Raw genomic sequence first — 24,663 nt, forward strand, 5'->3', positions numbered from 1 at the left:
GGAAGGATTATCCTGTCATCATGCTGACAGGAGACACCATGGAATCGACGATCGACAAGGCGCCCGCCGGGCTGCAACTGGCGGTGCGCGGCATGACTTGCGCGTCCTGCGTGGCGCGCGTCGAAAAAGCCTTGAAGAAGGTCCCCGGCGTGCTGGATGCCAGCGTCAACCTGGCGACCGAGCAGGCCAGCGTCCACGGCGAGGGGCTGGATGCGGACGCCATCGTCGCCGCGGTGGCGCAGGCCGGCTACGAAGCGGAGCCGGTGCGGCGCGGCCAGCCGCGCGCGGAACCGGAGGCGGCGCCATCCCGCCTGCCGGCCTGGTGGCCGGTGGCGGCGGCCGCCGTCCTCAGCCTGCCGCTGGTGCTGCCGATGTTCGGCCAGCTGTTCGGAACCGACGTCGCCCACGGCACGATGCTGCCGGGCTGGATCCAGCTGCTGCTGGCCACTCCGGTCCAGTTCTGGCTCGGCGCGCGCTTCTACCGCGCCGGCTGGAAGGCGCTGCGGGCCGGGGCGGGCAATATGGACCTGCTGGTCGCGATCGGCACCTCGGCGGCCTATGCGCTGTCGGTCTACCAGCTGTTCAGCGTTCCGGCCGGCGACCGGATGCCGCACCTGTATTTCGAATCCTCGGCGGTGGTGATCACCCTGGTGCTGCTCGGTAAATGGCTGGAAGGGCGGGCCAGGCACCAGACCGTGGAGGCGATCCGCGCCCTGGAATCGCTGCGTCCGACCTCCGCCCTGGTGCGGCGCGGCGGCCGGGACCTCGTCGTTCCGCTGGAAGCGCTGCGGGCCGGCGACCTGATGGTGCTGCGTCCCGGCGAAAGGGTGCCGGCCGACGGCCGCGTGGTCGAGGGCAGCAGCCACCTGGACGAATCCCTGCTCACCGGCGAGAGCCTGCCGGTGGCGCGGCGCGTGGGCGAACCGGTGCTGGGCGGCGCCGTCAACGGCGAAGGCCTGCTGCTGGTCGAGGCGACCAGGGTCGGCGCGGACAGCATGCTGGCCCACATCATCCGCATGGTCGAGGATGCGCAGGCGGTCAAGGCGCCGATCCAGCGCCTGGTCGACCGTGTCAGCAGCGTGTTCGTGCCTGCGGTGCTGCTGGTCTCCCTCGTGACCCTGCTCGGCTGGGGCCTGGCGACCGGCGACTGGCAGCAGGCCCTGCTGAATGCCGTGGCGGTGCAGGTGATCGCCTGCCCCTGTGCGCTGGGACTGGCGACGCCGACCGGGATCATGGTCGGCACCGGCGTGGCGGCGCGCCACGGCATCCTGATCAAGGACGCGCAGGCGCTGGAGACGGCGCACGCGGTGCGCACCGTGGTGTTCGACAAGACCGGCACGCTCACCGAAGGCAGGCCGCGCGTGGTGGCGCTCGAGGGCGGGGACTCCCTGCTGGCGCTGGCCTGGGCCGTGCAGCAGTACAGCGAGCACCCGCTGGCGAAAGCCGTGGCGCAGGCGGCGCAGGAACGGGGCCTGTCCCTGCCGGCCGCCGCCGAAGCCTCCGCCTTGCCGGGCCGCGGCGTGCGGGCGCGGGTCGGTGCGGCGACCGTCCATCTCGGCAACCGGCGCCTAATGCAGGAGATCGGCGCCCCGGTGGAGCGCTGGACCGATGCCGCGCGCCGCCATGAGGGCGACGGCCGCACCGTGTCGTGGCTGGCCGTGGAGGAGGGCGGTGCGCTGCGCGTGGAAGGCCTGCTGGCCTTCGGCGACCGTCTCAAGCCGACCAGCGCGGCGGCGGTGGCGCGTTTGCGCGCGATGGGCGTCGACGTCGTCATGCTCACCGGCGACAACCAAGGCGCGGCGGCGCTGGCGGCGCGCGAGCTGGGCCTGGACCGCTACGTGGCCGACGTCCTGCCGGCCGATAAGGCCGAGGCGGTGCGCGCGCTGATGGCGGACGCCAGGAACGGCAAGGTGGCGATGGTCGGCGACGGCATCAACGACGCCCCGGCCCTGGCCGCCGCCGACGTCGGCATCGCGCTGGCCGGCGGCACCGACGTCGCCATGCACACGGCCGGCGTGACCCTGATGCGCGGCGACCCGCTGCTGGTGGCGGACGCGATCGCCATCTCGCACCGTACTTACCGCAAGATCCGCCAGAACCTGGGCTGGGCCTTCGTCTACAACGTGATCGGGATACCGGTCGCGGCCCTGGGCCTGCTCAATCCGGTGCTGGCCGGGGCGGCGATGGCGCTCAGTTCCGTCAGCGTGGTGACGAATGCGCTGCTGCTGCGGCGCTGGGCGCCCGGGCACCAGGCGATTCCAGTTTCAACTTCAACCCAAGGAGAACCAAGGATGTATGAATTGACCGTCGAAGACATGACCTGCAAACACTGCGTGGGCCGGGTGACCAGGACCGTGCAGGAGATCGACCCGGAGGCGAAGGTCGACATCGACCTGGCGACGAAGAAGGTGAAAATCGACAGCCGGGCCAACCTGGACCGGATCGTGCAGGCGATCGATGCGGCCGGGTATCCGGTGAGCGCGCGCTCGGCTTGAGCGCTCTCGTGTAATATTGCCAAGAGTATCATTTTGGCAATCACTTTCATGAAAGGCGCGCACATGGCAAAGACCGACCTGTCGAACTACAACCTGGCCGAGCTGAAGGGCCTGCAATTCGATATCGAGAAAGAGATCAAGGCCCGCCAGCAGGACGAGGTCAGGAAGGCGCGCGAGCAGATCCTGGCGATTGCGCAGGACGTGGGCGTCCCGGTCGCGCGTCTGATCGCGAGGGTCGCCGGCGGCAAGAAGGGCGCGGCGAAGAAGGGTGCCGGCCAGCAGGGACAGGCACGCTTCCGCAACCCGGCCGACGAGTCCCAGACCTGGACCGGGCGCGGGCGCCAGCCGAAGTGGATCGCCGAGGCGCTGGCCGGCGGCAAGTCGCTCGACGATTTCAAGGCCTGAGCAGGTCCGGCGGCCGGCCGCGCCGGCCCGCGTAGTCCGCAGCGCCCGTCACGAATGACGGGCGTGTCGTATCATGCTGTCTTCAACCACGGATACGCACTCTATGAAATTCGAAGACGTAGCGGCGGCGGCCAGCAAGCTACAGGACGGCGGCACGCCGGTGACCATCGACACGGTGCGCGACGCCCTCGGCGGCGGCTCGGTCAGCGCCATCTCGCGCCACCTGGCCGACTGGCGCGCAGCCAACGACAAGCCCCCCGAGCCACCCAGGGCCGAACTGCCGCCGAACCTGGTCGCCGAACTGGCGCGCTGGGCCCAGCAATTCGCGGAAGAAGCCGGCACCGGCACGCGCGAAGCGCTGGCCCGCCACGAGGAAGAGCTGGAATCGCTGCGCGAGGCCGGCGATGCGCTGGAAGCCGAACGTGACGAACTGCAGGCGCTGCGCGACGAGCTGACCGCCGCCCGCGATGAAGCCCTGGCCACGGTGGCCGAGCGCGACGAGGAGATCGAGCGCCTGAACGCCGAACTGCGCAACGCGAAGCAGGTGGCGATGGACGCCCTGGTCGGCAAGGCCAAGGACCAGCTGGCGATCGAAGGCAAGGACGCCCAGCTGGCCGAACTGCGCGGCCAGATCGAGAAGAGCGTCACCCAGGCCGCGGCGCTGTCCGACGCCCGCCTGGCCGCCGAGATGGAACTGGTCGGCGCCAAGACCGCACGGGACAGCCTCGAAGCCGAGAACAAGGACCTGCGGGCGCAGATCGCGGCGCTGCGCAAGAAAAGCTGACACGTCGTTCCCGTCCCCGACCGTCGGCCCGAGCCCAACCGTCGCCCCGCGCCCAACCGTCGCCCCGCGCCCAACCGTCGTCCCCGCGCAGGCGGGGACCCAAGTTCTGCGTGCGTTACGTTAGCTCCAGCAAACTCGCGGGGATAGTGCCGGGGGCACTATCCCGCCTCCGCGGGAACGACGGTGAGGGCAGTAACGGCGCTCAGTGGCCATGCCCCCGCTTCACGTTCGCCACCGGCTCCCCAGGCGCCGCCGTCGCAGCCGGCGCCCGCACCGCCTCCGGCGCCGCTCCGGTCCACTCCCGCGCCACCGTCCCCTGCGGGTGCCGGTACCAGCCCGGATCGCGGAAGTCGCCGCGCGCCAGGCCTTCGCGTACCTTGATCATCGTGAACATGCCGCCCATCTCGATCTCGCCGAAGGGACCTTCGCCATCCATCATCGGCAGGGTGTTTTCCGGCAGCGGCATCTTCATGCCGCCCATCGCGCCGCCCTTGTCGCCCATGACCATGTAGCCCGGCACCAGGTCGTTGATCTTCCTGGCCACGCCGCGGTGGTCGACCCCGATCAGGTTCGGCACGCCGTGGCCCATCGCGTTCATCGTGTGGTGCGATTTGTGGCAGTGGAAGGCCCAGTCGCCGGGGGCGTCCGCCACGAATTCGATCGCGCGCATCTGGCCCACGCCGATGTCGACCGTGACTTCCGGCCAGCGCGCCGCCGGCGGAATCCAGCCGCCGTCCGTCCCCGTCACCTCGAAGCGGTGGCCGTGGATGTGGAAGGGGTGATTCGTCATCGACAGGTTGCCGATGCGGATCCGCACCCGGTCGTCCTTCCGCGCCACCATCGGGTCGGTGCCGGGGAAGGCGCGGCTGTTGATGGTCCAGATATTAAAGTCGAGCATCGTGTTGACGTTGGGCGTGTAGCTGCCCGGGTCGATGTCGTAGGCGTTCAGCAGGAATACGAAGTCGCGGTCCACCGCATGCTGGCGCGGGTCCTTCGGGTGCGTGACCCAGGAGCCCATCATGCCCATGCCGATCTGCGCCATCTCGTCGGCGTGCGGATGGTACATGAAGGTGCCGGCGTAGCGCGCCACGAATTCGTACACATAGGTCTTGCCCGGCGCGATGGCCGGCTGGTTCAGGCCCGCCACACCGTCCATGCCGTTCGGCAGGAACTGGCCGTGCCAATGGATGCTGGTCGCTTCCGGCAGCTTGTTCGTGACGAAGATGCGCACGCGGTCGCCCTCGACCACCTCGATGGTCGGGCCCGGGCTCTGGCCGTTGTAGCCCCACAGGTTGGCCTTCATGCCGGGCGCGATCTCGCGCACCACGGGTTCTGCCACCAGGTGGAATTCCTTGACGCCGTTCTTCATGCGCCAGGGCAGGGTCCAGCCGTTCAGGGTGACGACCGGGTTGTAGGGACTGCCGTTCGGCGGCGCCAGCGGCGGCGCGGTGCCGGCCGAGCCCTGGACCGGGGCTTCGGGGATGGCGGCGGCGGCCGCCTTGCTGACCAGCGATGCGCCGACCATGGCGGCGCCGGCGCCGGTGATGAAATTCCTGCGCGATGTCATTGTGCGTGTTCCTTGTGTTGCTCCTGCGTGTGCCGGCCGTGCTGCTCGGTCGCTCCCGATTCGAGGCGCACGCCCAACGTGGCCTCCAGGTTGGCGTGGGCGCTCCAGAACGCCTTCAGGGCCTCGATGTAGGCCGAGACGGCGCCCGCCTGTTCGCGCGAATCCGCCAGCAGGTCCCGGGTGGACAGCAGCATGCCGTTGTAGCGCAGCAGGACCTCCCCGGAGATCCGCTTGCGCAGCGGGATGACGGTGTCGCGGTAATGCGCGGCGACGTCCCAGGCGGTTCGGTAGTCGAGATAGCTTTCGCGCGCCTCGCTGCGCGCCGTCACGGCGGCCTGGGCGACGCGCTGCACGGCTTGCATGTAGACGCCCTCCGCGCGCGCCACCCGCGCGCCGCCCCAGTCGAACAGCGGCAGCTCCAGCGTGAGTTCGTAGCCGCGCTCGGTCGAGGCGCCGGTCCGGGTCTCGTTGACGAAGCCGAGATCGAGCACGTTGACGAAGCGGGTCGCCTTCGTCAGCCCGAGCTTGGCCGCGGTGGATTGCGCATCCAGCGTGGCCGCCTGCACGTCGAGGCGCTGCGCGATCGCGATGCGCTCGACGTCGGCCAGTTCGGCCGGGGCGGCGGGCAGCTCGGGCAAGTGATCGGGCAGGCTGTATTGCGCATCCTTGCCCCACAGGCCGAGCAGGCGCGTGAGCTTTTCGCGCGCCGCCACGGCCTGCTTGCCGGCGCGCGCCTCGGCGGCCTGGCTTTCCGCATGAAACACCTGTTCGCGCGCCAGGTCGAGCTGGCTCATGTTGCCGGCCTTGGCCATGCGCCCGGCCAGTTCGGCGCTGGCCTCGGCCGCGGCGCGCACCTGGCGCGCGTACTCCAGCGCCTGGTTGGCGGCCACCGCCTCGACCCAGGCGATGCGGGTGTCGCGCGCATGCTGCTCGATCTCGCGCGCGACTTCCAGCCTGGCCTGCTCGAAGCGCTGCGCCTCGAGATGGGAAGCGAGCGGCATGGTCAGCAGCCGCACCAGGTCGACGGTGAAGGTGCGCTCGATGGCGATATCGCCGCCGTGCGCCACGTGCTTGAAGCCGAGCGCGGGATTCGGCAGCCGGCCGGCCTGGGCCAGGTCGGCCTGGGCGATGCCGACCTTCCAGTAACCGGCCTGCAGGCCCGGATTCGCCAGCACGGCGACCTTGACGGCATCGTCCATGCCGAGCGGCTGTGCCAGCATCGCCCGCACCGACTGCGCCAGCTCGCGCGCGGCGGCATCGTCACGGGCCAGGCGCGGCTCCGCGCCGATGCGCTCGCGCGCGATGCCGGCCACGCCGCCGAAGCCGCCGTCCGGCGCGACCGTCGCGCAGCCGGCCAGCAGGGCCAGCGCGAGCGGCGCGCCAAGCAGTCTTGCGTTCATGGGCTCTCCTTGTCCTTCTTCATCTTGTCCTTGCAGCACGACTCGCAGCAGGACGGGCAGCAGGACATCTTGCCGTTGCCGGCCTTGTCGCCCGACATGCATTGCATGCCCTGGCCGCCGGCACCGGCGCCGGGCTTGCACATGGCCGGGCCGTCCTTCTTGTCCATGCCCGTGCCCATCCCCTGCATCATGGCGGCGTGGTCGTGCTGGCCGCCCTCCATGCCTTTCATGGTCAGGGCCATCGAATTGGTGGCGGCGACGGTGGCGTTGCCGGCGACCCAGTTGGCGTCCGGGCTGGCCGCGGGAGCGGCCTCGGGGCGCTTTTCGAGCGCGGGCTGGTAGCGGGTGGCCGGCACCGCGGCCTGCGGATCGGCGGCGGCCGGCATGGCCTGTTGGGCGTGGACGTGGGCGCCGGCGGCGGCCAGCAGCAGGCATGCGGCGGCGCGTGCCAAACGGATTTGGGTTTTCATGGTGTTCCTCGTTGACGATGTGTGTGGACAGCCGCCGGCAAAGGGCGGCGGCGCGCAGGGTCAGGCGAGGAGGGTGCTGGGAGGCCGTTCGGGCAGGACCGGGTCGACGCTCGGCAGGTGGCCGGCGCGGAAGGGAATCGAGGAGGCGGAGGGCGGAGCCAGCGCGAGGCCGGCCGGCAGGCTGGGCGCCAGCGCGGCGCCGATGTAGCAGGCCGCGCAGCTGCCGCATTTGTCCTTGGCGTGCTGGCCGGCATGGCCGTCGTGCGCGGGTGCCGCCTTTGCCGCCGGCTGGTGACCGGCCATCGCCATCTGCTGGTGGCAGGGCGGCAGCCCGGCGGACGGCGCCGCGGGCACGGAGTCCGATGCCAGGACGGCGCGCGGCAGCATGCTGGCCGAGGCAAATGCCTGGAAAGGCAGCGCCAGCATCAGGAAGCACACGAGCAGCAGTCGGAGGATCGGTTTCACGCGCCGATTCTAGCATGGGCCGGGTCGGCCTGGCAGTCGTGTCGCGGACATGGGCGGACGAGATAAGGTGGTAGCATTGTGCCGAGCATCGTCATCGTCACGGTCATGAACGATTGAGGCAAACGCGCATGTGTCCACCGGTTCATTCAGCCCATCGCCGAGCGCAGCGCGCCGGACTCGAAATAGATATGCCGGATCGACGGGTAAAGCGCGGCCACCGCCTTTTCCAGGCGCTCGATGGCTGCCTCGACCTCGTCGATGCGCATGCCGCGCTTGAACTGCACGGACGCCGTCAGCAGCACCTCGTCCGGCCCCAGCTGCATGCTCTGCAGCTCGGCCACGTTCATGATCGCCGGGTCGCGCTCGAACACCTCGCGCACCTTGCGGGTGGCGTCGCGGCCGATGCCTTCGCCGACCAGCAGCGCGCCGGTCTCGCGCGCCAGCGCAAAGGCCGCGCCCACCAGCAGCAGGCCGATCAGCACCGAGGCAGCCGGATCGAAGTAGGGATTGTCGAAGGCGTGGCCGAGGACGATGCCGAGCGCCGCGATCGCCAGGCCGATCAGGGCGGCCGAATCCTCGATGAAGACAGTGAACACGGACGCGTCCTTGCTCGCATGGACGGCCTGCCACATCGAGGCCCCCGGCTTCTTGACCGCATTGAGGGCCTTGCGCGACACGTTCCAGCTGTAGCCCTCGAACAGGGCCGAGACGCCCAGCACGACGTAGTTCCAGGTCGGATCGTGCAGCGGCTCCGGATGGCGCAGCGCGTCGACGCCGTGGTAGATCGAGAGTCCGCCGCCCAGCGAGAAGATCGACAGGGCCACGATCAGGGCCCAGAAGTACAGCTCCTTGCCGTAGCCGAAGGGGTGCTTGGCGTCGGCCGGCTTGGCGCTCTTGCGTTCGCCGACCAGCAGCAGCAGTTCGTTGCCGGTGTCCACCGCCGAGTGGATGCCTTCGGCCAGCATGGCGGCGCTGCCGGTGATGCCCGCGACGATGAATTTGCTGACGGCGATGCCGAGGTTGGCGACGATCGCCGCATAGATTACCTTCAGCGAGCCGCTGTTTTCAGTCGTCATTGCTTGCTTTCCTGGTCTGTTTGCTCTCGGGTTCAGTGTAGCGAATCCATCGCGACCGCCCTGCACGGCTGGGATCGGGCGGCGAGGGAAGCGGCATGAGCGTCCGCAACCTGCGCCAGTTGTTCGCACCGAAGTCGGTGGCCCTGGTCGGCGCCACCGGGCGGCCCGGCAGCGTCGGCGCCACCATGCTGCGCAACCTGCGGGAAGGCGGCTTCAAGGGCCAGCTGTATCCGGTCAACCCGAAGTACGACAGCATCGCCGGCCTACGCGCCTGGCCGGACGTCGCCAGCCTGCCCGCGGCGCCGGAGCTCGCGATCGTCTGCACGCCGCCGCACACGGTGCCCGGCATCGTGCGCGCGCTCGGCGAACTCGGGACCCGCGCCGCGATCGTCATGAGCGCCGGACTCTCCACCGGGCGCGACGCGCGCGGGCGCAGCCTGAAGCAGGCCACGCTGGACGCCGCGAATCCCTATCTGCTGCGCATCCTCGGCCCGAACAGCGCCGGCCTGCTGGCGCCCGGTGTCGAGCTGAACGCCAGCATCGCCGCCGGCGGCGCGGCGCCGGGTCGGATCGCCTTCGTCTCGGAATCGGGGGCCTTGATGACGGGGGTGCTGGACTGGGCCCGCACGCGCGGGATCGGCTTTTCCTGTTTCGTCTCGCTGGGGGAGTCGGCGGACGTCGATTTCGGCGATGTGCTCGACTACCTGGCCAGCGACGGCGGCACCAGTGCGATCCTGCTGCACGTCGAGAGCCTGCGCTACGCGCGCAAGTTCATGTCGGCGGCGCGGGCGGCGGCGCGCAGCAAGCCGACCCTGGTGCTGAAGGCCGGGCGTTCGCTGGAGGCGGCGACGGCCGGCGCCTGCCTGTCGGGCGTGCTGGCGACCCCGGACGACGTCTACGATGCCGCGATCCGGCGCGCCGGCATGCTGCGCGTGTACACCACCGAGCAGCTGTTCGCGGCGGTCGAGACCCTGGCGCGCGCCAAGCCGCTGTACGGCGACCGGCTCGCCATCCTCGGCAATGGCGCCGGCCCGGTGGTCATGGCGGGCGACGCCTTGCAATATGGCGGCGGCCACCAGGCGGTGCTGCAGGAGGCGACGGTGGGCCGGCTGCGCGAACTGGTGCCGGAGTGGCGCGGCGACGGCCCGCTAAACCTGCGCGGCGACGCGCCGCCCGAGCGCTACCACGACGTCATCGAAGTGCTGCTGCAGGACCCGGGCGCGAACGCGGTGCTGATGATCCATGCGCCGAACGCGGTGGTGGACCCGGCCGACGTCGCGCGCGCGGTGGCGCCGCTGGCCAGGGCATCCTCGCGCAACGTGCTGGGCTGCTGGCTGGGCGTGCAGTCGGTGCTGGAGGCGCGGACCATCGCCGCCGACGCCGGCATGCCGGCCTACCGCACCCCCGAGGACGCCGTCAACGGCTTCCTGCAGATCGTGCACTACCGCGAAAACCAGACCCTGCTGATGCAGGTGCCCGGATCGGTCGGCGACGGCCAGCCCGACCGCGAGCGCGCGCGCCGGCTGGTGCGCGAGGCGCTGGAGAAGGGCCGCTACCTGCTGGCCGATCCCGACACCAAGGCGATCCTGGAAGCCTACGGCATCCCGGTGGTGCCGACCCGCGCCGCCAGCGCGCCCGAGGACGCGGTGCGCGCCGCGCGCGAGATCGGCTATCCGGTGGCGGTGAAGATCCTGTCGCCGGACGTGGCGCAGAAGAGCGACGTCGGCGGCGTCACGCTCGACCTGGACAGCGACGAGGCGGTGCTGGCGGCGGCCGAGCGCATGCGCCGCCGCCTGGCCGAGCTGCGTCCGGGCGCGCGCCTGGACGGCTTCATCGTGCAGGCGATGGCGCGCAATCCGGAAGCCCACGAACTGATCCTGGGCGCCGCCACCGACCCGGTGTTCGGGCCGGTGATCCTGTTCGGCCAGGGCGGCGTGGCGGTGGAGGCGGCGGCCGACCACGCGGTGGCGCTGCCGCCGCTGAACACGGTGCTGGCGCAGGAGCTGGTGGCGCGCACGCGCGTCGCGCGCCTGCTCGAGGGCTACCGCAACCATCCGCGTGCGGACATGGACGCGATCCTGGCGGCGCTGGTGCAGGTCTCGCGCCTGATCGCCGACGTGCCCGAGATCGTCGAGCTGGACATCAACCCGCTGCTGGCCGACAGCCGCGGCGCCATGGTGCTGGACGCGCGCATGCGCATCGGCATGGCCGACCGCTCGGGCTCCACGCTCGACCGGCTGGCGATCCGGCCTTATCCGGCCGAGCTGGAAGAGACGGTGCCGTGGGATGGCGGCACGGTCCTGCTGCGCCCGATCCGTCCCGAGGACGGCCCGGCCCACGTCGCCTTCTTCAATGCGCTCACGCCGGACGACGTGCGCTACCGGATGTTCGTGCGCGTGCGCGAGCTGCAGCCGGCCCAGCTGGCGCGCTTCACGCAGATCGACTACGACCGCGAAATGGCCTTCATCGCCACCCGTCCCGGCGCGGATGGGCAGGACGAGACGCTCGGCGTGGGCCGCGTGGTGGCGGACCCGGACAACGTCAGCGCGGAATTCGCGGTGACGGTGCGCTCGGACTTGAAAGGCAAGGGCCTGGGGCGCATGCTGATGGACAAGCTGATCGCCTACTGCCGCGCGCGCGGCACCCGCGAGATCGTCGGCGAGGCGCTGCCGCAGAACGCGCCGGTGATCGGGCTGGTGAAGAAGCTGGGCTTCACGGTGGGGCCGGTGGACGAGGACGAGGGCGTGCGCAAGTTCTGGCTGGCGCTGCGCTGAAAGGACCGCTTGCGATGACGACACGCTCCCGCCTCCGTGCCGCCAACCTCTTGATGACCTTCGGGGTGTTGCCCTGGCTGCTGGTGCTGGCCTGGGTCATGGCCTTCTTCCTGACGACCGTGCCGGGGCGCCCGCCCAGGGTGTTCATCATCGATCCGCTCGGGATGATCGGCCTGATGATGATGAGCTTCCTGTTCGCACTGTGCGTGGCGGGGGCGGGTCTCATCTGGTCGTGGCTGTTGACGCGGGCCGGCGCGGATGCCGCGTCACGAACGACGCTTGCCTGCCGTTGGCTCGTGGTGCTGGCGCTGCTTGGGCCGCCGCTGGCGCTGTGGCTGGCGACGGCGCTCGGTTCCTGATTCGGCTCAGCGCGCCTGCGCCCGCGCCGCATCCACCCGCCTGAACAAGTCGCCGTTCAGCTTGCGCGAATGGCCCGGCATGTGCCTGCGCGTGCGTTCGATTTCTTCCAGTTCCGGCGCGGCCACCTGTGGCTTGCCGTTGGCGAGCGCCCAGATCGCCAGTTCGGCGCGCGCTTCCAGGCTGCCGAAGCGGTGCGCGGCGGCGGCGAACTGCGATCCCGCTTCGTCCTGGCGTCCGGCCGCGGCATAGGCCTGGCCCAGCAGGATGCCGACCTGTTCGGCACGGAAGCCCGGCTGTTCGGCGGCCAGCGCCTCCAGCAGGGCGATGGTGCCGGCCGCATTGCCGCTCGCGAGGCGGGCACGGGCCGCGCCCAGGCGCAGTTCGGCGTCGCGCGCGAACGGGCCTTGCAGGCAGGCCTCGTACTGCTCGGCCGCCTTGCCGGCCTGGCCGGTTTCCAGCAACGCGTTCGCCAGGCGCATCTGGTTGTGCGCGGTCGGGGTCAGTTCGAAGGCGCGCTGGGCGTCGCGCACTTCGCGGCCCGGATCGAGGCTGGCCTGCAGCGCGCGGCCGGCCTTTGCCGCCGAATGCTCCAGCCGCGAGGAAGGCAGGAACACGGCGACGAAGTACACGATGCTGCCCAGCAGCGGGAAGGCGAACAGCACGAACAGCCAGTAGATCTCGCGATGCGTGCGGATGGCGTGCACCGCGAAGAACAGGGCGACGAGGACGTGGATTCCGATTCCAAAGAATTGCATGGCGTAAGCTGGTTGGATGAGGAGGACGCTAGCATAGCTGAACGGTGCCCAGCTGCAACTCTCAAGATACCACGCGGGAATGAGATGGCGCTTAACGCCGCAGTTCCGACATGATTTTTTCGGCAAGAAAATCGCATGGCGGCCGTTTCGACTTGCTGCTGCGCGCCAGGATGACCTCCAGCGGATCGATTTCCGGTAGTCCCTGCGCCTGGCCGAGCAGGGTGAGGTGGCCGGGAACCGCGCAGCGCGCGAGGGGCGCCACCGCGAGTCCCGCCTCGACCATGCTGAGCAGCCCCATCAGGCTCGGGCTTTCGTACGAGGTCCGGTACGGGATCTTCGCCCGTTCCAGGCTGCGGATCGCGTTTTCGCGCGCCACGCTGCCGGGCAGGAACACCGCGATCGGCAGCGGCCGTTCGCGCCAGATGTCCTTCGCGCTGGGGTTCGCCGCCCAGACCATCGGCTCGAAGCGCACGAATTCGCCGGACAGGCCCTTCACGCGCGTCGCGCAGACCAGGTCGACGGAGCCGTCCCTGACCATCGGCGCCAGCGCCACGCTGGGCAAGCCCACCACCTGGATCTCGACCTTCGGGTAGGTGGCGGAAAACTTCTTCAGGATCGAGGGCAGCAGGGACGAGGCATAGTCGTCGGGCACGCCGATCACGACCCGTCCCGTGATGTCCGGCCGGACCACCGCGGCCCAGGCCTCGTCGCGCAGGGCCAGCATGCGCCGCGCGAAGGTCAGCAGCACCTCGCCATCCTGGGTCGGCGTGACGCTGCGCGGCCGGCGCACGAACAGCGGCTTGCCGAGCGCCATCTCGAGCGTCTTGATCTGCATGCTCACCGCCGATTGCGAGCGGTGCACCACTTCCGCCGCGCGGCTGATGTTGCCGGTGTCCGCCACGGCCACGATCATGGTCAGGACGTCCAGGTCGAGTGCATGCATGCTCGTAGTCAGGCTCATGGCAAAGAAGTATCAGAAAAATTGATAGATACGATCAATATTATGCGATTTTCCTGGATTCCGCCGTGGGGCATAGTAGCGGCAAAGGAGCAAGACCATGAACGCACGAACCGACCTGCCCAGCCTCTCCATCCCCGAGGTGTATTTCGCCACCATCCCCTCCGGCATCCGCATGCCCTATGTGGCGACCGGCTCCGGCGAACCGCTGCTGTTCGTGCACGGCTCGCTGTGCGACTACCGCTACTGGAATGGCCAGGCGGCCGCGCTGTCGAAGGACTTCCTCTGCGTGTCCGTCAGCCTCAGCCACTACTGGCCGGTCGACCATGCCTCGTTCCACGGCAACTTCAGCTGGCAGGCGCATGTCGACGAACTCGCCGAATTCATCACCGCCATGAACCTCGGCCCGGTGCACCTGGTGGGGCACTCGCGCGGCGGCTGCGTCGCTTTCCACCTGGCGCGCGCCTATCCGCACCTGGTGAAAACCTTGACGCTCGCCGATCCGGGCGGCCCGCTGCAGATCGACGGCATGCCGGAAGCCGCGCTGCCGCCGGCGACCGAAGCCCTGCGCGCGCAAGTCGCCGGGATGATCGAAGGCGGGGACATCGAGGCCGGCCTGGAAATGTTCGTCGATTCGGTCAGCATGCCCGGCATCTGGCGCCGGAGTACCCCGGCTTTCCGCACGATGGCGCTGGACAACGCGGCCACCTTGCCGAAGCAGTTCCGCGATCCCTTGCCGGCCTACACGCGCGCCGCCGCGGGCCAGGTCCGGTGCAGGACCCTGCTGATCGCAGGTGAAAAGAGCCCGCGCATGTACCGCAACAACGTCGACCGGCTCGGGGAGTGGATCGCGCAGGCGGACCGGCAGGCCATCGCCGGCGCCTCGCACGGGATGACGTTCACGCATGCGGCGGCGTTCAACCGCCTGCTCCAGTCTTTCCTGAACGCCGCCTGACCATGCTCCTAATCCAGCCACGGATGGGCCGCCAGCCAGCGGCCCAGCTCATTGTCGTTCGCGCACTGCAGCTTGCTGAAGATGTTGGCGCGGTGCGTCTCCACCGAGCGCGGGCCGCAGGGCGGCACCAGGATGCGCGCGATCTCCTTGTTCGGCTGGCCCAGTCCGACCAGACGCGCCACCTCGCGTTCGCGCGGGGTCAGCTCGGCCCATAGCCGCAGCGCCTGGGCGCGCGCGCGGGCCAGCGCGATCGCGGCCGGCAGCTTGTCCAGCAGCTGCCGGGTGTCCGGCTTTTCCACCCAGTCGTAGGCGCCGCGCCGCACCGCTTCGAGGGCGGTCGGGATGTCGCCATGGGCGGACAGGAACAAGGTCACCAGCGGACTGTGTTCGGCCAGCAGGCGTTCGAACACGGCCAGGCCGCTCATCCCTTTCAAACGCAGGTCGAGGATCACGCAGCCCGGCTGGCGCATGTCGACCGCCTCGAGGAAGGCTTCGCCGGAGTCGAAGGCCTGCACCGCCAGTCCCTGGGAAAACAGCAGCAGGAGCAGCGAGCGGCGCAGGGCTTCGTCGTCGTCGACGACGTACAGCGTGAGTGGCATGTCTTTCATGGCACGGTGGGCAAGGTGAAGGAAAAGGCGGCGCCGCCGCCGGGCCGGTTGTCGACGGTCATGAAGCCGCCGTGGGCTTCGACGATGGTGCGGCAGATGTTCAGTCCCAGCCCCAGGCCGTCGGATTTGGTGGTGAAGAAGGGGGCGAACACCTGTTCGAGCTGTTCGGGAGGAATGCCCGGCCCGTGGTCGGCCACGGTGATGCGCAGGCCCTGTTCGACACGCCGGGTGGACAGCTCGATGGCGGCGCGCGGCTGGCCGTGCATGGCGTGCATCGCATTGTGGATCAGGTTGACCAGCACCTGCTCGAGCAGGACCCGGTCGCCGCGCACCGGCACCTCCGCGTCTTCGAGCGCCAGCCGCAGGGTCACGCCGTGGCGCTGCAGCTCCGGCTTGAGCAGCGTCCCGGCATGGGCGATGACGCTCTCCATCGACAGGCGTTCGTAATGGGCGCGTTGCGGGTTGATGAAGGCGCGCACCCGCTTGACGATCTCGCTGGCGCGCGTCGACTGCTCGACGATCCCGGCCAGCGCGCCCGGAAGCATATCGGCGGAGCCGGCGGCGGCGAGCGCCTGCGCCGCGACCGCGAAATTCGACAGCGCCATCAGCGGCTGGTTGAGTTCATGCGCCAGGGTCGAGGCCATTTCGCCGACGCTCGCCAGGCGCGCGCTGCGCTGGAGGCGCAGTTCCTGGTCGCGCTGGCGGGCCTCGGCCTGCTTCTGGGCCGTGATGTCCACCACGGAGCTCATCCAGCCCCGGTGCACGCCCTGGGCGTCGACCAGCGGCGCGGCGTAGACCATCGTGATCACGTCGTGCCCGTCCTTGTGGCGGATCCGCGATTCGAAGCCGTGCGGCGCGGCCCGTCCCTGCAGGGCGTCGTCGCTTTCGCGCGCCTGCTTTTCCAGGTCCTCCGGATGCCAGTAGGGGTAGGGCGGCCGGCAGCCCAGCAATTCCTCGGCGCTGTAGCCGACCATCGCGCACAGGGCCGGGTTCACATAGATGATCCTGCCCTCCGGGTCGCGCGCACGCATGCCCACCAGCAGGGAATCCTCCATCGCCTTGCGGAAGGCGTGCGCTTCTTCCAGGTCGCGGGTGCGCTCGTCGACCCGGCGTTCCAGTTCGAGGCGGGCGGTGCGCTGTTCGACGAAACGCTTTTCGCGCAGGCGCCAGTACAGCACCCCGAGCAGCAGCAGCGCGACCGCCAGCGCGCTCAGCGCAAGCGCGGCCTGACGCGCCTGCACCACCTCCTTCATGTCGGTCGTGACGGTGAGGGTCCAGCCGAGTTCCGGCAGCGGCGTGTCGAGCGCGAGCAGGTGCATGCGCCGCCCGTTCACCACGGTGCGCAGGACGAAGCCGGGGGTGTCGGCGCGCGTCTCGATCGTCCACGGCAGCAGCTCGAAACGCTGCCGGTTGCCGTACTGGCCGTGCTCGGCCACCCAGCGGGCATCGAGCGCGGACACCGGCCGGATGCTGTGGAACAGCCATTCGGGCACGGTGCTCAGGAAGGCGATGCCGCGGCTGTCGCGCAGCACCACCGGGTCGGCGCCGCGCATCCAGGTGGCCTGCAGCGGTTCGAGATTGATCTTGACCACCACCACGCCGATCACGGCGCCTTGCGCACGCACGGGTTCGGCGATGAAGAGGCCGGACTGGCCGGTGGTCAGGCCGAGGCCGTAGAAGATCCCGCGCCGGCCCTGCACCGCCTCCTCGAAGTAGGGCCGCTGGCGGTAGGACTGGCCGACGAAGCTCGACGGCAGGTTCCAGTTGCTGGCGGCCAGCGTCAGTCCCTCCCGGTCGACCAGGTAGAGCGCGGCGGCGCCGGTGGTCGCCTGCAGGTCGGCGAAGTAATCGTTGACGCCGGCGCGCAGGGCCGCGTCGTGCGGGCTGCGCAGCAGTTCCTGCACCTCCGGATGGCGTGCGGCGGCATGCGGCAGGAAGTTGTGCTTCTCGACGATGCCGCGCAGGCCCAGCGCGTTCGCGGCTGCCGCCTGGCGCAGGGCTTCGGTCCTGGACTGCAGCTCGCGCTGCTCGGCCCAGTAGCCGCAAGCCACGATCAGGGCCAGCGCAGCCGCCGCGGCCAGCAGCCGGCGCCAATGACGTGTGATGAACATCGCGCAACGATAGCAGTTGCGCCGCCGCTTGCAAACCGTCTCCGTAGTTTTACGGAGGAGGGCGCGCCGAGATTGCGGATGCGCGCCGCGCTTTCAGTCGCGATAGTGAGGGCCTTAATTAAAACAACGGGGACGACAATGAATACCGTCACAAGCAAACCGGCCCTCGACGGCCGCGTCAATACCGGGGAGCGCATCTCCGGCAAGCGCCTGCGCGCCATCTTCGTCGGCTCGGCCGGCAACCTGGTCGAATGGTTCGACTTCTACTGCTACTCGGCGTTCGCGCTGTACTTCGCCAGTTCCTTCTTCCCCAAGCAGGACCCGACCGCGCAGATGATGTCCACCGCCGGCATCTTCGCGCTGGGCTTCTTCGTGCGCCCGATCGGCGGCATCCTGTTCGGCCACATCGGCGACCGCCTCGGCCGCAAGAAGGCCCTGATGACCTCTGTCCTGCTGATGTGCTTTGGTTCGCTGCTGATCGCCTGCGCGCCCACCTATGCCACCGCCGGCATCCTGTCGCCCTGCATCCTGCTGCTGGCGCGCCTGCTGCAAGGCCTCAGCCTGGGCGGCGAATACGGCGCCAGCGCCACCTACCTGTCGGAGATGGCGGATTCGAAGCACCGCGGCTTCTACACCAGCTTCCAGTACGTCACGCTGATCGGCGGCCAGCTGCTGGCGCTGCTGCTCCTGCTGGTCCTGCAGCGCTTCCTGCTCGACGCCGAGCAGCTGCGCGCCTGGGGCTGGCGCATTCCCTTCGTGGCCGGCGCCTGCCTGGCCCTGCTGGCGCTGCGCATGCGCCACGACATGCCGGAGACCCAGTCCTTCGAAGCCGCGCGCAAGAAGTCCAAGGCGATGGGCGGCCTGAAGCAGCTGGCCCAGCATCCGAAAGAGGTGCTGCTGGTGGTCGGCCTGACCATGGGCGGCACGCTGGCCTTCTACGTCTACACCACCTATATGCAGAAATTCCTGCGCCTGTCGGTCGGCCTGACGGACGCGCAGACCACCGCCGTCTCGGCAGCCTCGCTGCTGTTCGCGATGTGCCTGCAGCCGCTGTACGGCGCCCTGTCCGACCGCATCGGCCGCCGTCCGCTGCTGGTGGGCTTCGCGCTGCTCGGCACGTTGTTCACCGTGCCTCTCTTGAGCGCGATCCGCAACGCCAGCGGCCCGTGGGAAGCCTTCGCCCTGATCGCCTGCGCCTGGATCATCGTGTCCGGCTACACGTCCATCAACGCCCTGGTGAAGGCCGAGCTGTTCCCGGCCACCATCCGCGCCACCGGCGTCGGCGTGCCGTATGCCTTCGCGGTGTCGGTGTTCGGCGGCACTGCCGAATACCTGGCCCTGTGGTTCAAGTCGGAGCAGATGGAAAGCGGCTTCTACTGGTACGCGACCGCGGTGATCGCCTGCACGCTGGTGGTCTGCTTCTTCATGCGCGACACCAGCAAGCAGTCGAAGATCGACGCCGAGATGCAGTCGCAGTAAGCGCGGCGACCAGCGCCGCGCATCAACGGCGCGCATCAACGCCGAAAACGTACGTCTTCCTGCACCACCGGCGCGTCACCCCTGGCCGAAGCGCCTTGCTTCGGCTTTTTCGGTTTCTTCGGCTTCTTGACGACCTGTCCGCCGGCATTCGTCTCCGGCACCCGGTGGTCGGGTTCGAAGCCGGGTTCCTCGCGGCGTTCGAGGGTCTGCTTCGTCAGCGCCTCGATCGCCGCCAGCTGCTGCACCTCGTCGGCGCATACCAGCGATACCGCTTCGCCCGAAGCGCCGGCGCGGCCCGTGCGGCCGCTGCGGTGCACGTAATCCTCGGCCACGATCGGCAGGTCGACGTTCACCACCACCGGCAGCTCGTCGATGTCGATGCCGCGCGCGGCGACGTCGGTCGCCACCAGGATCCTCACTTCGCCGGCCTTGAAGCGCTCCAGCGCGCGCAGGCGCGCCGGCTGCGGCTTGTCGCCGTGGATCGAATCGGCGGAAATCCCTTTTTCATCGAGCAGGTCGACCAGCTGGTCGACGCCCTTGCGGGTCTTCACGAAGACCAGGGCCTGCGGCCAGGCATGGCGTTTCAGCAGGTGCAGGAACAGGTCCGGCTTGCGCTTCTTGTCGACCGGGACGATCCACTGGCGGATCGCTTTCACGGTCGTGTTGCGCGGGCTGGCCTCGATGCTGACCGGATCGCGCAGCAGTTTCGTCGCGAGCAGCCGGATCGGATCGGAAAAGGTCGCCGAGAACAGCAGCGTCTGGCGGCGTTTCGGCAGCAGGGCCAGCAACTGGTCGATGTCGCGCGAAAAGCCGAGGTCGAGCATGCGGTCGGCTTCGTCCAGCACCAGGGTCTGCACCTGGTTGAAGCGCAGCGCGTTCTGGCGCTGTAGGTCGAGCAGGCGGCCGGGCGTGGCCACCAGCAGGTCGACGCCCTTACGCAGGCGCATCATCTGCGGATTGATGCTGACCCCGCCGTAGGCCACCATGGTACGCAGCGGCAAGCCTTCGCCGTAGGCGCGCACGCTCTGGTGCACCTGCTCGGCCAGTTCGCGGGTCGGCACCAGCACCAGGGCGCGCGCCGAGTTGCTGTTCACCTGCATCCCGTCCATCACCAACCGCTGCAGCAGGGGCAGGGCGAAGCCGGCGGTCTTGCCGGTGCCGGTCTGGGCGGCGGCCATCACGTCGCGTCCGGCCAGCACGGCGGGAATCGCCTGCGACTGCACCGGCGTCGGTGCGGTGTATGAAAGGGAAGAGAGGGTGCGGACGATCTGGTCGATCAGGCCGAGCGAAGCGAACGACATGGGCAGGGGGAATGATTATGAGTGAAAACGCGATAGTGTACCGCGCCGCCAGACGGGCGGCGGGTCGGGGTGCCTGAGCGGCGGATGCGGGCGCTCAGCGGACGATGCCGACGGCTGCCGACAGGTCGACGGTCGGCTTGACCGGCTCGCGCCGGTCGTGGCAGGCCACCGCCATCAGGCACACCAGGAGCACCAGGCTCCAGCGCAACGGACGAGTTCGCATGATTTTGCCTCCGTGCGAACCATCCTACCACCAGAATTCAGAAACGGTAGTTCAGGCTGGCGCGCAGGACCGGGTAGACCTTCAGGCTGTCGGCGTCGTCCTGCAGTTGCAGGCGCTCGGCGGCGACGTCTTTCACCAGGGCGTCGCAGACGGCTTTCGAGGTGGTGCAGCCGACGCTGGCCAGGTCGACGTTCGGCTTGCCCTGGTAGAACAGGCCGAGGTCGGTGCTGAAGCTCCAGTTGCTGTTGTTCCTGAGCGCGTTGCCCCAGCCGATGCCGAGGTAGGGCGCGGCCTTGCGGTAGTCGATGCGCCCGGTCAGGTCGCCGACGTCGGCGGTGGTGTAGGTGGTGCCGTTCAGGGTGATCTTGCCCAGCTGGTTGCCCTTGGCCCTGGCGTCGAAGCGGTTGCCGTTGTAGACCAGGCCGGCGGTCAGGTGGAAGGGGCTGCCTTCGCGCAGGTACCAGTCGAACAGCACGTCGAAGGTCTGCAGCTTGCCCTTGATCGCATAGTCGACGCCGTTGGTGGTGCGGTCGAAGTCGTGCTTGAAATAATTGGCGCCGAAGCGGCCGTTCAGGTTGGACTCCATCGGGACCACCACGTGGAAGCCGGCGCCGGTGGTGCCGAGGTCGGCGCTGACGCCGATCTGCGCCTGGGCGGCGCCTGCCAGAAGGAGGGCGCCCGCGGCGCTTGCGAATTTCATGAACATCATCGTGCTTTCAATGTGCGGAATCGGAAGAAGGGGCATTGTATCGGTAACGGATGTAAGCATGTGTTGCAACGTACAGAACGCAACATTACGTTTGGTAAACTAGCCACATTCTTATACGGAGAGAAAACATGAAATCCCTGATCTTCGGCGTGGCGCTGTGCGCCGCCGCTTTCCCGGCCCTGGCCCAGACCAATGTCAGCATCAGCGTCGGCCAGCCCGGCTTCTACGGGCGCATCGACCTCGGCGATTTCGCGCCGCAGCCGGTGCTGTACGCGCCCCAGCCGGTGATTATCCGCGAGGTGCCGCAATACTACCGCGCCGAACCGGTCTACCTGCGTGTGCCGCCAGGCCACCGCAAGCACTGGGCGAAGTTCTGCGGGAGGTATGACGCCTGCGGCCGTCCGGTCCTGTTCGTGCGCGACGAGTGGTACACCAACACCTATGCGCCGCGCTACCGCGAGCATTTCCACGGCGGCCGCCGTCCGGACGTGCGGGTGGTCGAGCGCGTCGAATACCGCGAGGTCGAGCGCCACCACGGCGGCCATGATCGCGACAACGACCGCTGGGAAGACCGCGGCCACGGCAATGGCCACGGCAATGGTCACGGCGGCGGCCACGGCAACGGCCATGGCCACGGCCGCGGTCACGACTGAGCAGCGGCGTCTGCCGCCCGGCAGCTTTTCCGCCCTCGTAGTAAACTGCCCTTGTTAGCCCGATAAGACGGGCGCTACCGGCGGAGGCAGGCTTGCATAGCGAGATTGTGATCGTAGGAGGCGGTGCGGGCGGGCTGGAACTCGCCTGCAAACTGGGGCGCAAGCTGGGCCCCTCGAAGGTGATGCTGGTGGACAGCCGGCTCTACCACATCTGGAAACCGTCGCTGCACGAGGTGGCGGCGGGCACCCTGGACATCCACCAGGAAGGCCTGTCCTACCAGATGCTGGCCCACGACTGCGGCTTCACCTTCGTCTACGGCGCCATGACGGCGCTCGATTCCGCCAGCAGGGTCATCGGCGTCGGACCGGTCAGCGCCGCCAGCGATGGCGAAGAAATCTTCCCGGCGCGCACGATCTCCTACCGCTCCCTGGTGATTGCCGTCGGCAGCACCTCGAATTATTTCGGCGTGCCCGGCGCGCGCGAGCACACCATTTCCCTGAACGCCACCGAGGACGCCGAGCGCTTCCGCCTGCGCCTGCTGCGCCTGCTCGCCCAGGCCGCCGAGGCCAAGGGCGAGGGCGCCTCGAATCCGGGCGTGGCGGTCGCCAAGGCGGTCGGTTCGGGCACCTTCGAGTCGGGCGTGGTCGCGACCGATGCGCCGCGCAGCGCGGCCAACCCGGCCACCGCCGACGCCACCCTGACCGCGAACGAGGCCGGCGCCGCCACGGCGACGGACGCCGGCCAGGCGCGGCGCAAGCGTGGCGACGGACTCGACATCGTGATCATCGGCGGCGGCGCCACCGGCGTCGAACTGGCCGCCGAGCTGCGCGAAGCCTCCGGCGCCTATGCGGCCTACGGCTTCAACCGCCTGCAGGTCCAGCGCGACGTGCGCATCACCCTGCTGGAAGGCGCGCCGCGGATCCTGGCGCCGCTGCCCGAGCGGGTCTCGGCCTCGGCCGCGCGCCTGCTCGCCGAGCGCGCGATCCGCGTGGTGACCGACTGCCGGGTGACGCAAATCGATGCGCACCAGGTGATCGACAAGGATGGCCACGTCTATCCGTCCGACATCTGCGTGTGGGCGGCGGGGATCCGCGCGCCGGAATTCCTGTCTTCGCTGGGCCTGCCGACCACCAAGGGCGGCGCGCTCGAGGTCGACGGCCATTTGCGGGTCAAGGGCGTGGAGGGCGTGTACGCGCTGGGCGACTGCGCCGCCTGCACCGACCGCGACGGCAAGCCGGTCCCGCCGCGCGCCCAGGCCGCGCACCAGCAGGCCGATTACCTCGTGAAGACCTTCATGAACATGGCGTCCGGCCATCCGCCGCAGAAGGACGCCTATGTCTACAAGGATTACGGTTCGCTGGTGTCGATCGGCCACCAGACCACGGTCGGCAACCTGATGGGTTCGCTGCGCGCGACCTGGTTCGTCGAAGGCTTCGTGGCGCGCATGATGTACACGAGCCTGCACCTGATGCACCACCAGGCGGTGCTGGGAGCGATGCGGACCGGGGTGCTGGCGGTGGCGCGGTTCCTGATCCGCAGGACGACGCCACTGGTCAAGCTGCACTGAATCGATAGCCCGCGAACGTCATTCCCGCGGCCCTCGAACGTCATTCCCGCGGCCTCGAACGTCGCCCCCGCGGAGGCGGGGGCCCAAGTTTCCCTGGTCCGCCACCAACCTGGGTTCCCGCCTGCGCGGGAACGACGGGGTTTATTGTTTCGGCAGCACCAGCGTCAACGCCGCGCCGCCTTCGGGACCATGCCCAAGGATCAGCGTACCGCCCAGCAGCCGCGCCCGTTCGCGCAGCAGCCGCAAGCCGTGGCAGCTCAGGGCATTGCCCTGGTCTCCGCCGGGGCCGACGCCATTGTCGCGCACGGTCAGCATGGCCTGGTCGCCATCGTCGTCCAGGATCACGTCGACTTCGGTGGCCCTGGCGTGGGCGGCGACGTTGCGCAAGCCTTCCTCCGCGCAGCGCAGCAGGGTCACGCCTTGCGCGCGCGAATATTCCGGTTCTTCATCGGGCAGGCTGGCACGGGCCTTGATGCCGTGCTCGCGGCCCCATTCCGCCACCAGCTCCGCGATCGCCGCCTTCGGGCCGAGGAATTCGAGCTTGTCGTTCCACAGCGTGAGCTGCATCTTGCGGTTGGTCTCGATGATGTTGTTGAGCAGCTGCTTCATCTGGGCCGCGCGGTCGCGCTGCGGCTGTTCCTTCAGGTGCGTGGACAGCAATCCCAGGTGCATGGTGAGCGCCGTCATCGACGAGCCGAGGCTGTCGTGCAGGCGGCGCGCAAGCTGGCGCCGTTCCTCGTCCCAGCAAGCGGTGAGGTGCCCGAGCAGTTCGGTGAGTTCCGCGACGCGCGCGGCGGGGTCGCCATCCTGGGTGGGTGAAAGGGGTTCAGGTGCCGAAGCTTTCATTGAAGCAACCAATTAATGTTTCCCAAAATGATACAACAGCTTGGCCTCCGGCGGCGCGCAGGAAACGTCAGTGTGTGTTTCCGTACAGTCGGCCAGGGCCGCGTGGGCGAAGCTGGTGCTACCGGCTGTACGGCAGCCATTCAATCACGAGGGGATCACCATGAGCAACAAAGCGAACGCCAGCACGAATTCCGCAGCAAAAAACGCCGCCATTCACGCCGCCAACATGAATGGCCAGGACGCCATCGCCCTGCTGACCGCCGACCACCGGGAAGTATCCGACATGTTCAAGCAGTTCGAAGAGCTGGGCGACCGCGCCAAGGCCAGCAAGCAGAAACTGGTTGAGAAGATCTGCAAGTCGCTGATCGCCCATACCCAGATCGAGGAAGAAATCTTCTACCCGGCCGTGCGCGAGGAGGTCAAGGACGCCGACGACATGGTCGATGAAGCCGTGGTCGAGCACCAGGCTGCGAAAGACCTGATCAAGCAGCTCCAGGAAATGGATCCGGACGAAGACCTGTACGACGCCAAGGTCAAGGTGCTCGGCGAGGAAATCGAGCACCACGTCAAGGAAGAAGAAGAGGAAATGTTCAAGCAGGCCAAGAAGAGCGGCCTCGACATGATGGCGCTGGGCCAGGAGATGGCGCAGCGCAAGCAGGAAATCCTGTCGACGCTGTAAGCCGAAGCCTGCCCCGGCAGGC

At 69.0% G+C, this 24,663-nt stretch carries 23 protein-coding genes; 10 read left to right on the top strand and 13 right to left on the bottom strand.

The features are described from left to right. Positions 1-20: 20 nt before the first annotated feature. From AC3A6M_RS22465 to AC3A6M_RS22475, 3 genes are all read left to right on the top strand, one after another. Positions 21-2,495, top strand: coding sequence for a heavy metal translocating P-type ATPase (locus AC3A6M_RS22465; RefSeq protein ID WP_487854939.1), 2,475 nt, complete (start codon positions 21-23; stop codon positions 2,493-2,495). A 63-nt stretch (positions 2,496-2,558) separates the two neighbouring features. Next, entirely contained in the window at positions 2,559-2,900 is a 342-nt protein-coding gene (locus tag AC3A6M_RS22470; RefSeq protein WP_487854940.1) for an H-NS histone family protein, read from the top strand. A gap of 103 nt (positions 2,901-3,003) precedes the next feature. Next, positions 3,004-3,684, top strand: a complete 681-nt coding sequence (locus AC3A6M_RS22475) for a DNA-binding protein (protein ID WP_487854941.1) — start codon at positions 3,004-3,006, stop codon at positions 3,682-3,684. Between the two features lie 202 nt (positions 3,685-3,886). Here the strand turns inward: AC3A6M_RS22475 and AC3A6M_RS22480 are convergent, their stop codons facing one another. The 5 genes from AC3A6M_RS22480 to AC3A6M_RS22500 form a co-directional block, all read right to left on the bottom strand. Continuing rightward, positions 3,887-5,251 (bottom strand): multicopper oxidase family protein, encoded by a 1,365-nt coding sequence (locus AC3A6M_RS22480; protein WP_487854942.1) that lies wholly within the window; start codon positions 5,249-5,251, stop codon positions 3,887-3,889. Further along, the gene (locus tag AC3A6M_RS22485; protein WP_487854943.1) at positions 5,248-6,651 is read right to left on the bottom strand and encodes a TolC family protein; all 1,404 of its coding nucleotides are present in this window, start codon (positions 6,649-6,651) and stop codon (positions 5,248-5,250) included. The genes AC3A6M_RS22480 and AC3A6M_RS22485 overlap by 4 nt, the downstream gene beginning before the upstream one ends. Further along, positions 6,648-7,121, bottom strand: a complete 474-nt coding sequence (locus AC3A6M_RS22490) for a hypothetical protein (protein ID WP_487854944.1) — start codon at positions 7,119-7,121, stop codon at positions 6,648-6,650. Before AC3A6M_RS22490 ends, AC3A6M_RS22485 begins: the two co-directional genes overlap by 4 nt. Before the next feature lie 60 nt (positions 7,122-7,181). After that, a complete protein-coding gene (locus AC3A6M_RS22495) occupies positions 7,182-7,586 on the bottom strand; it encodes a hypothetical protein (protein WP_487854945.1) in 405 nt (134 codons plus the stop codon). A 146-nt stretch (positions 7,587-7,732) separates the two neighbouring features. After that, positions 7,733-8,662: a cation diffusion facilitator family transporter gene (locus AC3A6M_RS22500; protein ID WP_487854946.1), complete on the bottom strand. Its 930-nt coding sequence runs from the start codon at positions 8,660-8,662 to the stop codon at positions 7,733-7,735. Positions 8,663-8,757: 95 nt separating this feature from the next. Between AC3A6M_RS22500 and AC3A6M_RS22505 the strand changes: the two genes are divergently transcribed. Continuing rightward, a complete protein-coding gene (locus tag AC3A6M_RS22505) occupies positions 8,758-11,436 on the top strand; it encodes a bifunctional acetate--CoA ligase family protein/GNAT family N-acetyltransferase (RefSeq protein WP_487854947.1) in 2,679 nt (892 codons plus the stop codon). Positions 11,437-11,450: 14 nt separating this feature from the next. Then, entirely contained in the window at positions 11,451-11,795 is a 345-nt protein-coding gene (locus AC3A6M_RS22510) for a hypothetical protein (protein ID WP_487854948.1), read from the top strand. 6 nt (positions 11,796-11,801) lie between these two features. Here the strand turns inward: AC3A6M_RS22510 and AC3A6M_RS22515 are convergent, their stop codons facing one another. Both AC3A6M_RS22515 and AC3A6M_RS22520 read right to left on the bottom strand, forming a co-directional pair. Next, complete coding sequence (locus AC3A6M_RS22515) at positions 11,802-12,551, bottom strand: hypothetical protein (protein WP_487854949.1); 750 nt, start codon at positions 12,549-12,551, stop codon at positions 11,802-11,804. A gap of 91 nt (positions 12,552-12,642) precedes the next feature. Further along, the gene (locus tag AC3A6M_RS22520) at positions 12,643-13,494 is read right to left on the bottom strand and encodes a LysR substrate-binding domain-containing protein (RefSeq protein ID WP_487854967.1); all 852 of its coding nucleotides are present in this window, start codon (positions 13,492-13,494) and stop codon (positions 12,643-12,645) included. 115 nt (positions 13,495-13,609) lie between these two features. Between AC3A6M_RS22520 and AC3A6M_RS22525 the strand changes: the two genes are divergently transcribed. Beyond that, positions 13,610-14,464, top strand: a complete 855-nt coding sequence (locus AC3A6M_RS22525) for an alpha/beta fold hydrolase (RefSeq protein ID WP_487854950.1) — start codon at positions 13,610-13,612, stop codon at positions 14,462-14,464. Between the two features lie 8 nt (positions 14,465-14,472). Here AC3A6M_RS22525 and AC3A6M_RS22530 read toward each other — a convergent pair whose 3' ends face one another. Both AC3A6M_RS22530 and AC3A6M_RS22535 read right to left on the bottom strand, forming a co-directional pair. Beyond that, positions 14,473-15,072, bottom strand: a complete 600-nt coding sequence (locus AC3A6M_RS22530) for a response regulator transcription factor (RefSeq protein ID WP_487854951.1) — start codon at positions 15,070-15,072, stop codon at positions 14,473-14,475. After that, positions 15,069-17,183: a sensor histidine kinase gene (locus tag AC3A6M_RS22535; RefSeq protein ID WP_487854952.1), complete on the bottom strand. Its 2,115-nt coding sequence runs from the start codon at positions 17,181-17,183 to the stop codon at positions 15,069-15,071. Before AC3A6M_RS22535 ends, AC3A6M_RS22530 begins: the two co-directional genes overlap by 4 nt. A 138-nt stretch (positions 17,184-17,321) precedes the next feature. Between AC3A6M_RS22535 and AC3A6M_RS22540 the strand changes: the two genes are divergently transcribed. Beyond that, complete coding sequence (locus AC3A6M_RS22540; RefSeq protein ID WP_487854953.1) at positions 17,322-18,662, top strand: MFS transporter; 1,341 nt, start codon at positions 17,322-17,324, stop codon at positions 18,660-18,662. A gap of 35 nt (positions 18,663-18,697) precedes the next feature. Here AC3A6M_RS22540 and rhlE1 read toward each other — a convergent pair whose 3' ends face one another. The 3 genes from rhlE1 to AC3A6M_RS22555 all read right to left on the bottom strand — a co-directional run bounded on the left by rhlE1 (position 18,698) and on the right by AC3A6M_RS22555 (position 20,886). Further along, positions 18,698-19,963: an RNA helicase RhlE1 gene (rhlE1, locus tag AC3A6M_RS22545; protein WP_487854954.1), complete on the bottom strand. Its 1,266-nt coding sequence runs from the start codon at positions 19,961-19,963 to the stop codon at positions 18,698-18,700. Positions 19,964-20,057: 94 nt separating this feature from the next. Further along, the gene (locus AC3A6M_RS22550; protein WP_487854955.1) at positions 20,058-20,186 is read right to left on the bottom strand and encodes a hypothetical protein; all 129 of its coding nucleotides are present in this window, start codon (positions 20,184-20,186) and stop codon (positions 20,058-20,060) included. A gap of 37 nt (positions 20,187-20,223) precedes the next feature. Further along, positions 20,224-20,886 carry a hypothetical protein gene (locus AC3A6M_RS22555; RefSeq protein WP_487854956.1) on the bottom strand — a complete coding sequence of 221 codons (663 nt, stop codon included), beginning with the start codon at positions 20,884-20,886 and terminating at the stop codon, positions 20,224-20,226. A gap of 137 nt (positions 20,887-21,023) precedes the next feature. On the opposite strand from AC3A6M_RS22555, the gene AC3A6M_RS22560 reads away from it, so the two are divergent. Together AC3A6M_RS22560 and AC3A6M_RS22565 are read left to right on the top strand one after the other, a co-directional pair. Beyond that, positions 21,024-21,548, top strand: coding sequence for a hypothetical protein (locus AC3A6M_RS22560; RefSeq protein ID WP_487854957.1), 525 nt, complete (start codon positions 21,024-21,026; stop codon positions 21,546-21,548). 92 nt (positions 21,549-21,640) lie between these two features. After that, a complete protein-coding gene (locus AC3A6M_RS22565; RefSeq protein WP_487854958.1) occupies positions 21,641-23,116 on the top strand; it encodes an NAD(P)/FAD-dependent oxidoreductase in 1,476 nt (491 codons plus the stop codon). Between the two features lie 141 nt (positions 23,117-23,257). Here AC3A6M_RS22565 and AC3A6M_RS22570 read toward each other — a convergent pair whose 3' ends face one another. Further along, on the bottom strand, positions 23,258-23,962 hold the full coding sequence (locus AC3A6M_RS22570) for a sensor histidine kinase (protein ID WP_487854959.1): 705 nt from the start codon (positions 23,960-23,962) through the stop codon (positions 23,258-23,260). 160 nt (positions 23,963-24,122) lie between these two features. Between AC3A6M_RS22570 and AC3A6M_RS22575 the strand changes: the two genes are divergently transcribed. Next, positions 24,123-24,641: a hemerythrin domain-containing protein gene (locus AC3A6M_RS22575; RefSeq protein ID WP_487854960.1), complete on the top strand. Its 519-nt coding sequence runs from the start codon at positions 24,123-24,125 to the stop codon at positions 24,639-24,641. Positions 24,642-24,663 lie beyond the last annotated feature (22 nt).

Source organism: Telluria sp. Soil_C_11 (assembly GCF_057657395.1).

Excerpts from the sequence above, each read along its gene's own strand:
- AC3A6M_RS22540 (WP_487854953.1), top strand. The coding sequence starts at position 17,322 with ATGAATACCGTCACAAGCAAACCGGCCCTCGACGGCCGCGTCAATACC.
- AC3A6M_RS22575 (WP_487854960.1), top strand. The coding sequence starts at position 24,123 with ATGAGCAACAAAGCGAACGCCAGCACGAATTCCGCAGCAAAAAACGCC.
- AC3A6M_RS22500 (WP_487854946.1), bottom strand. The coding sequence starts at position 8,662 with ATGACGACTGAAAACAGCGGCTCGCTGAAGGTAATCTATGCGGCGATC.
- AC3A6M_RS22485 (WP_487854943.1), bottom strand. The coding sequence starts at position 6,651 with ATGAACGCAAGACTGCTTGGCGCGCCGCTCGCGCTGGCCCTGCTGGCC.
- AC3A6M_RS22530 (WP_487854951.1), bottom strand. The coding sequence starts at position 15,072 with ATGAAAGACATGCCACTCACGCTGTACGTCGTCGACGACGACGAAGCC.
- AC3A6M_RS22515 (WP_487854949.1), bottom strand. The coding sequence starts at position 12,551 with ATGCAATTCTTTGGAATCGGAATCCACGTCCTCGTCGCCCTGTTCTTC.
- AC3A6M_RS22535 (WP_487854952.1), bottom strand. The coding sequence starts at position 17,183 with ATGTTCATCACACGTCATTGGCGCCGGCTGCTGGCCGCGGCGGCTGCG.
- AC3A6M_RS22470 (WP_487854940.1), top strand. The coding sequence starts at position 2,559 with ATGGCAAAGACCGACCTGTCGAACTACAACCTGGCCGAGCTGAAGGGC.
- rhlE1 (WP_487854954.1), bottom strand. The coding sequence starts at position 19,963 with ATGTCGTTCGCTTCGCTCGGCCTGATCGACCAGATCGTCCGCACCCTC.
- AC3A6M_RS22570 (WP_487854959.1), bottom strand. The coding sequence starts at position 23,962 with ATGAAAGCTTCGGCACCTGAACCCCTTTCACCCACCCAGGATGGCGAC.
- AC3A6M_RS22525 (WP_487854950.1), top strand. The coding sequence starts at position 13,610 with ATGAACGCACGAACCGACCTGCCCAGCCTCTCCATCCCCGAGGTGTAT.
- AC3A6M_RS22490 (WP_487854944.1), bottom strand. The coding sequence starts at position 7,121 with ATGAAAACCCAAATCCGTTTGGCACGCGCCGCCGCATGCCTGCTGCTG.
- AC3A6M_RS22555 (WP_487854956.1), bottom strand. The coding sequence starts at position 20,886 with ATGAAATTCGCAAGCGCCGCGGGCGCCCTCCTTCTGGCAGGCGCCGCC.
- AC3A6M_RS22510 (WP_487854948.1), top strand. The coding sequence starts at position 11,451 with ATGACGACACGCTCCCGCCTCCGTGCCGCCAACCTCTTGATGACCTTC.
- AC3A6M_RS22465 (WP_487854939.1), top strand. The coding sequence starts at position 21 with ATGCTGACAGGAGACACCATGGAATCGACGATCGACAAGGCGCCCGCC.
- AC3A6M_RS22480 (WP_487854942.1), bottom strand. The coding sequence starts at position 5,251 with ATGACATCGCGCAGGAATTTCATCACCGGCGCCGGCGCCGCCATGGTC.
- AC3A6M_RS22505 (WP_487854947.1), top strand. The coding sequence starts at position 8,758 with ATGAGCGTCCGCAACCTGCGCCAGTTGTTCGCACCGAAGTCGGTGGCC.
- AC3A6M_RS22475 (WP_487854941.1), top strand. The coding sequence starts at position 3,004 with ATGAAATTCGAAGACGTAGCGGCGGCGGCCAGCAAGCTACAGGACGGC.
- AC3A6M_RS22520 (WP_487854967.1), bottom strand. The coding sequence starts at position 13,494 with ATGCATGCACTCGACCTGGACGTCCTGACCATGATCGTGGCCGTGGCG.
- AC3A6M_RS22550 (WP_487854955.1), bottom strand. The coding sequence starts at position 20,186 with ATGCGAACTCGTCCGTTGCGCTGGAGCCTGGTGCTCCTGGTGTGCCTG.
- AC3A6M_RS22560 (WP_487854957.1), top strand. The coding sequence starts at position 21,024 with ATGAAATCCCTGATCTTCGGCGTGGCGCTGTGCGCCGCCGCTTTCCCG.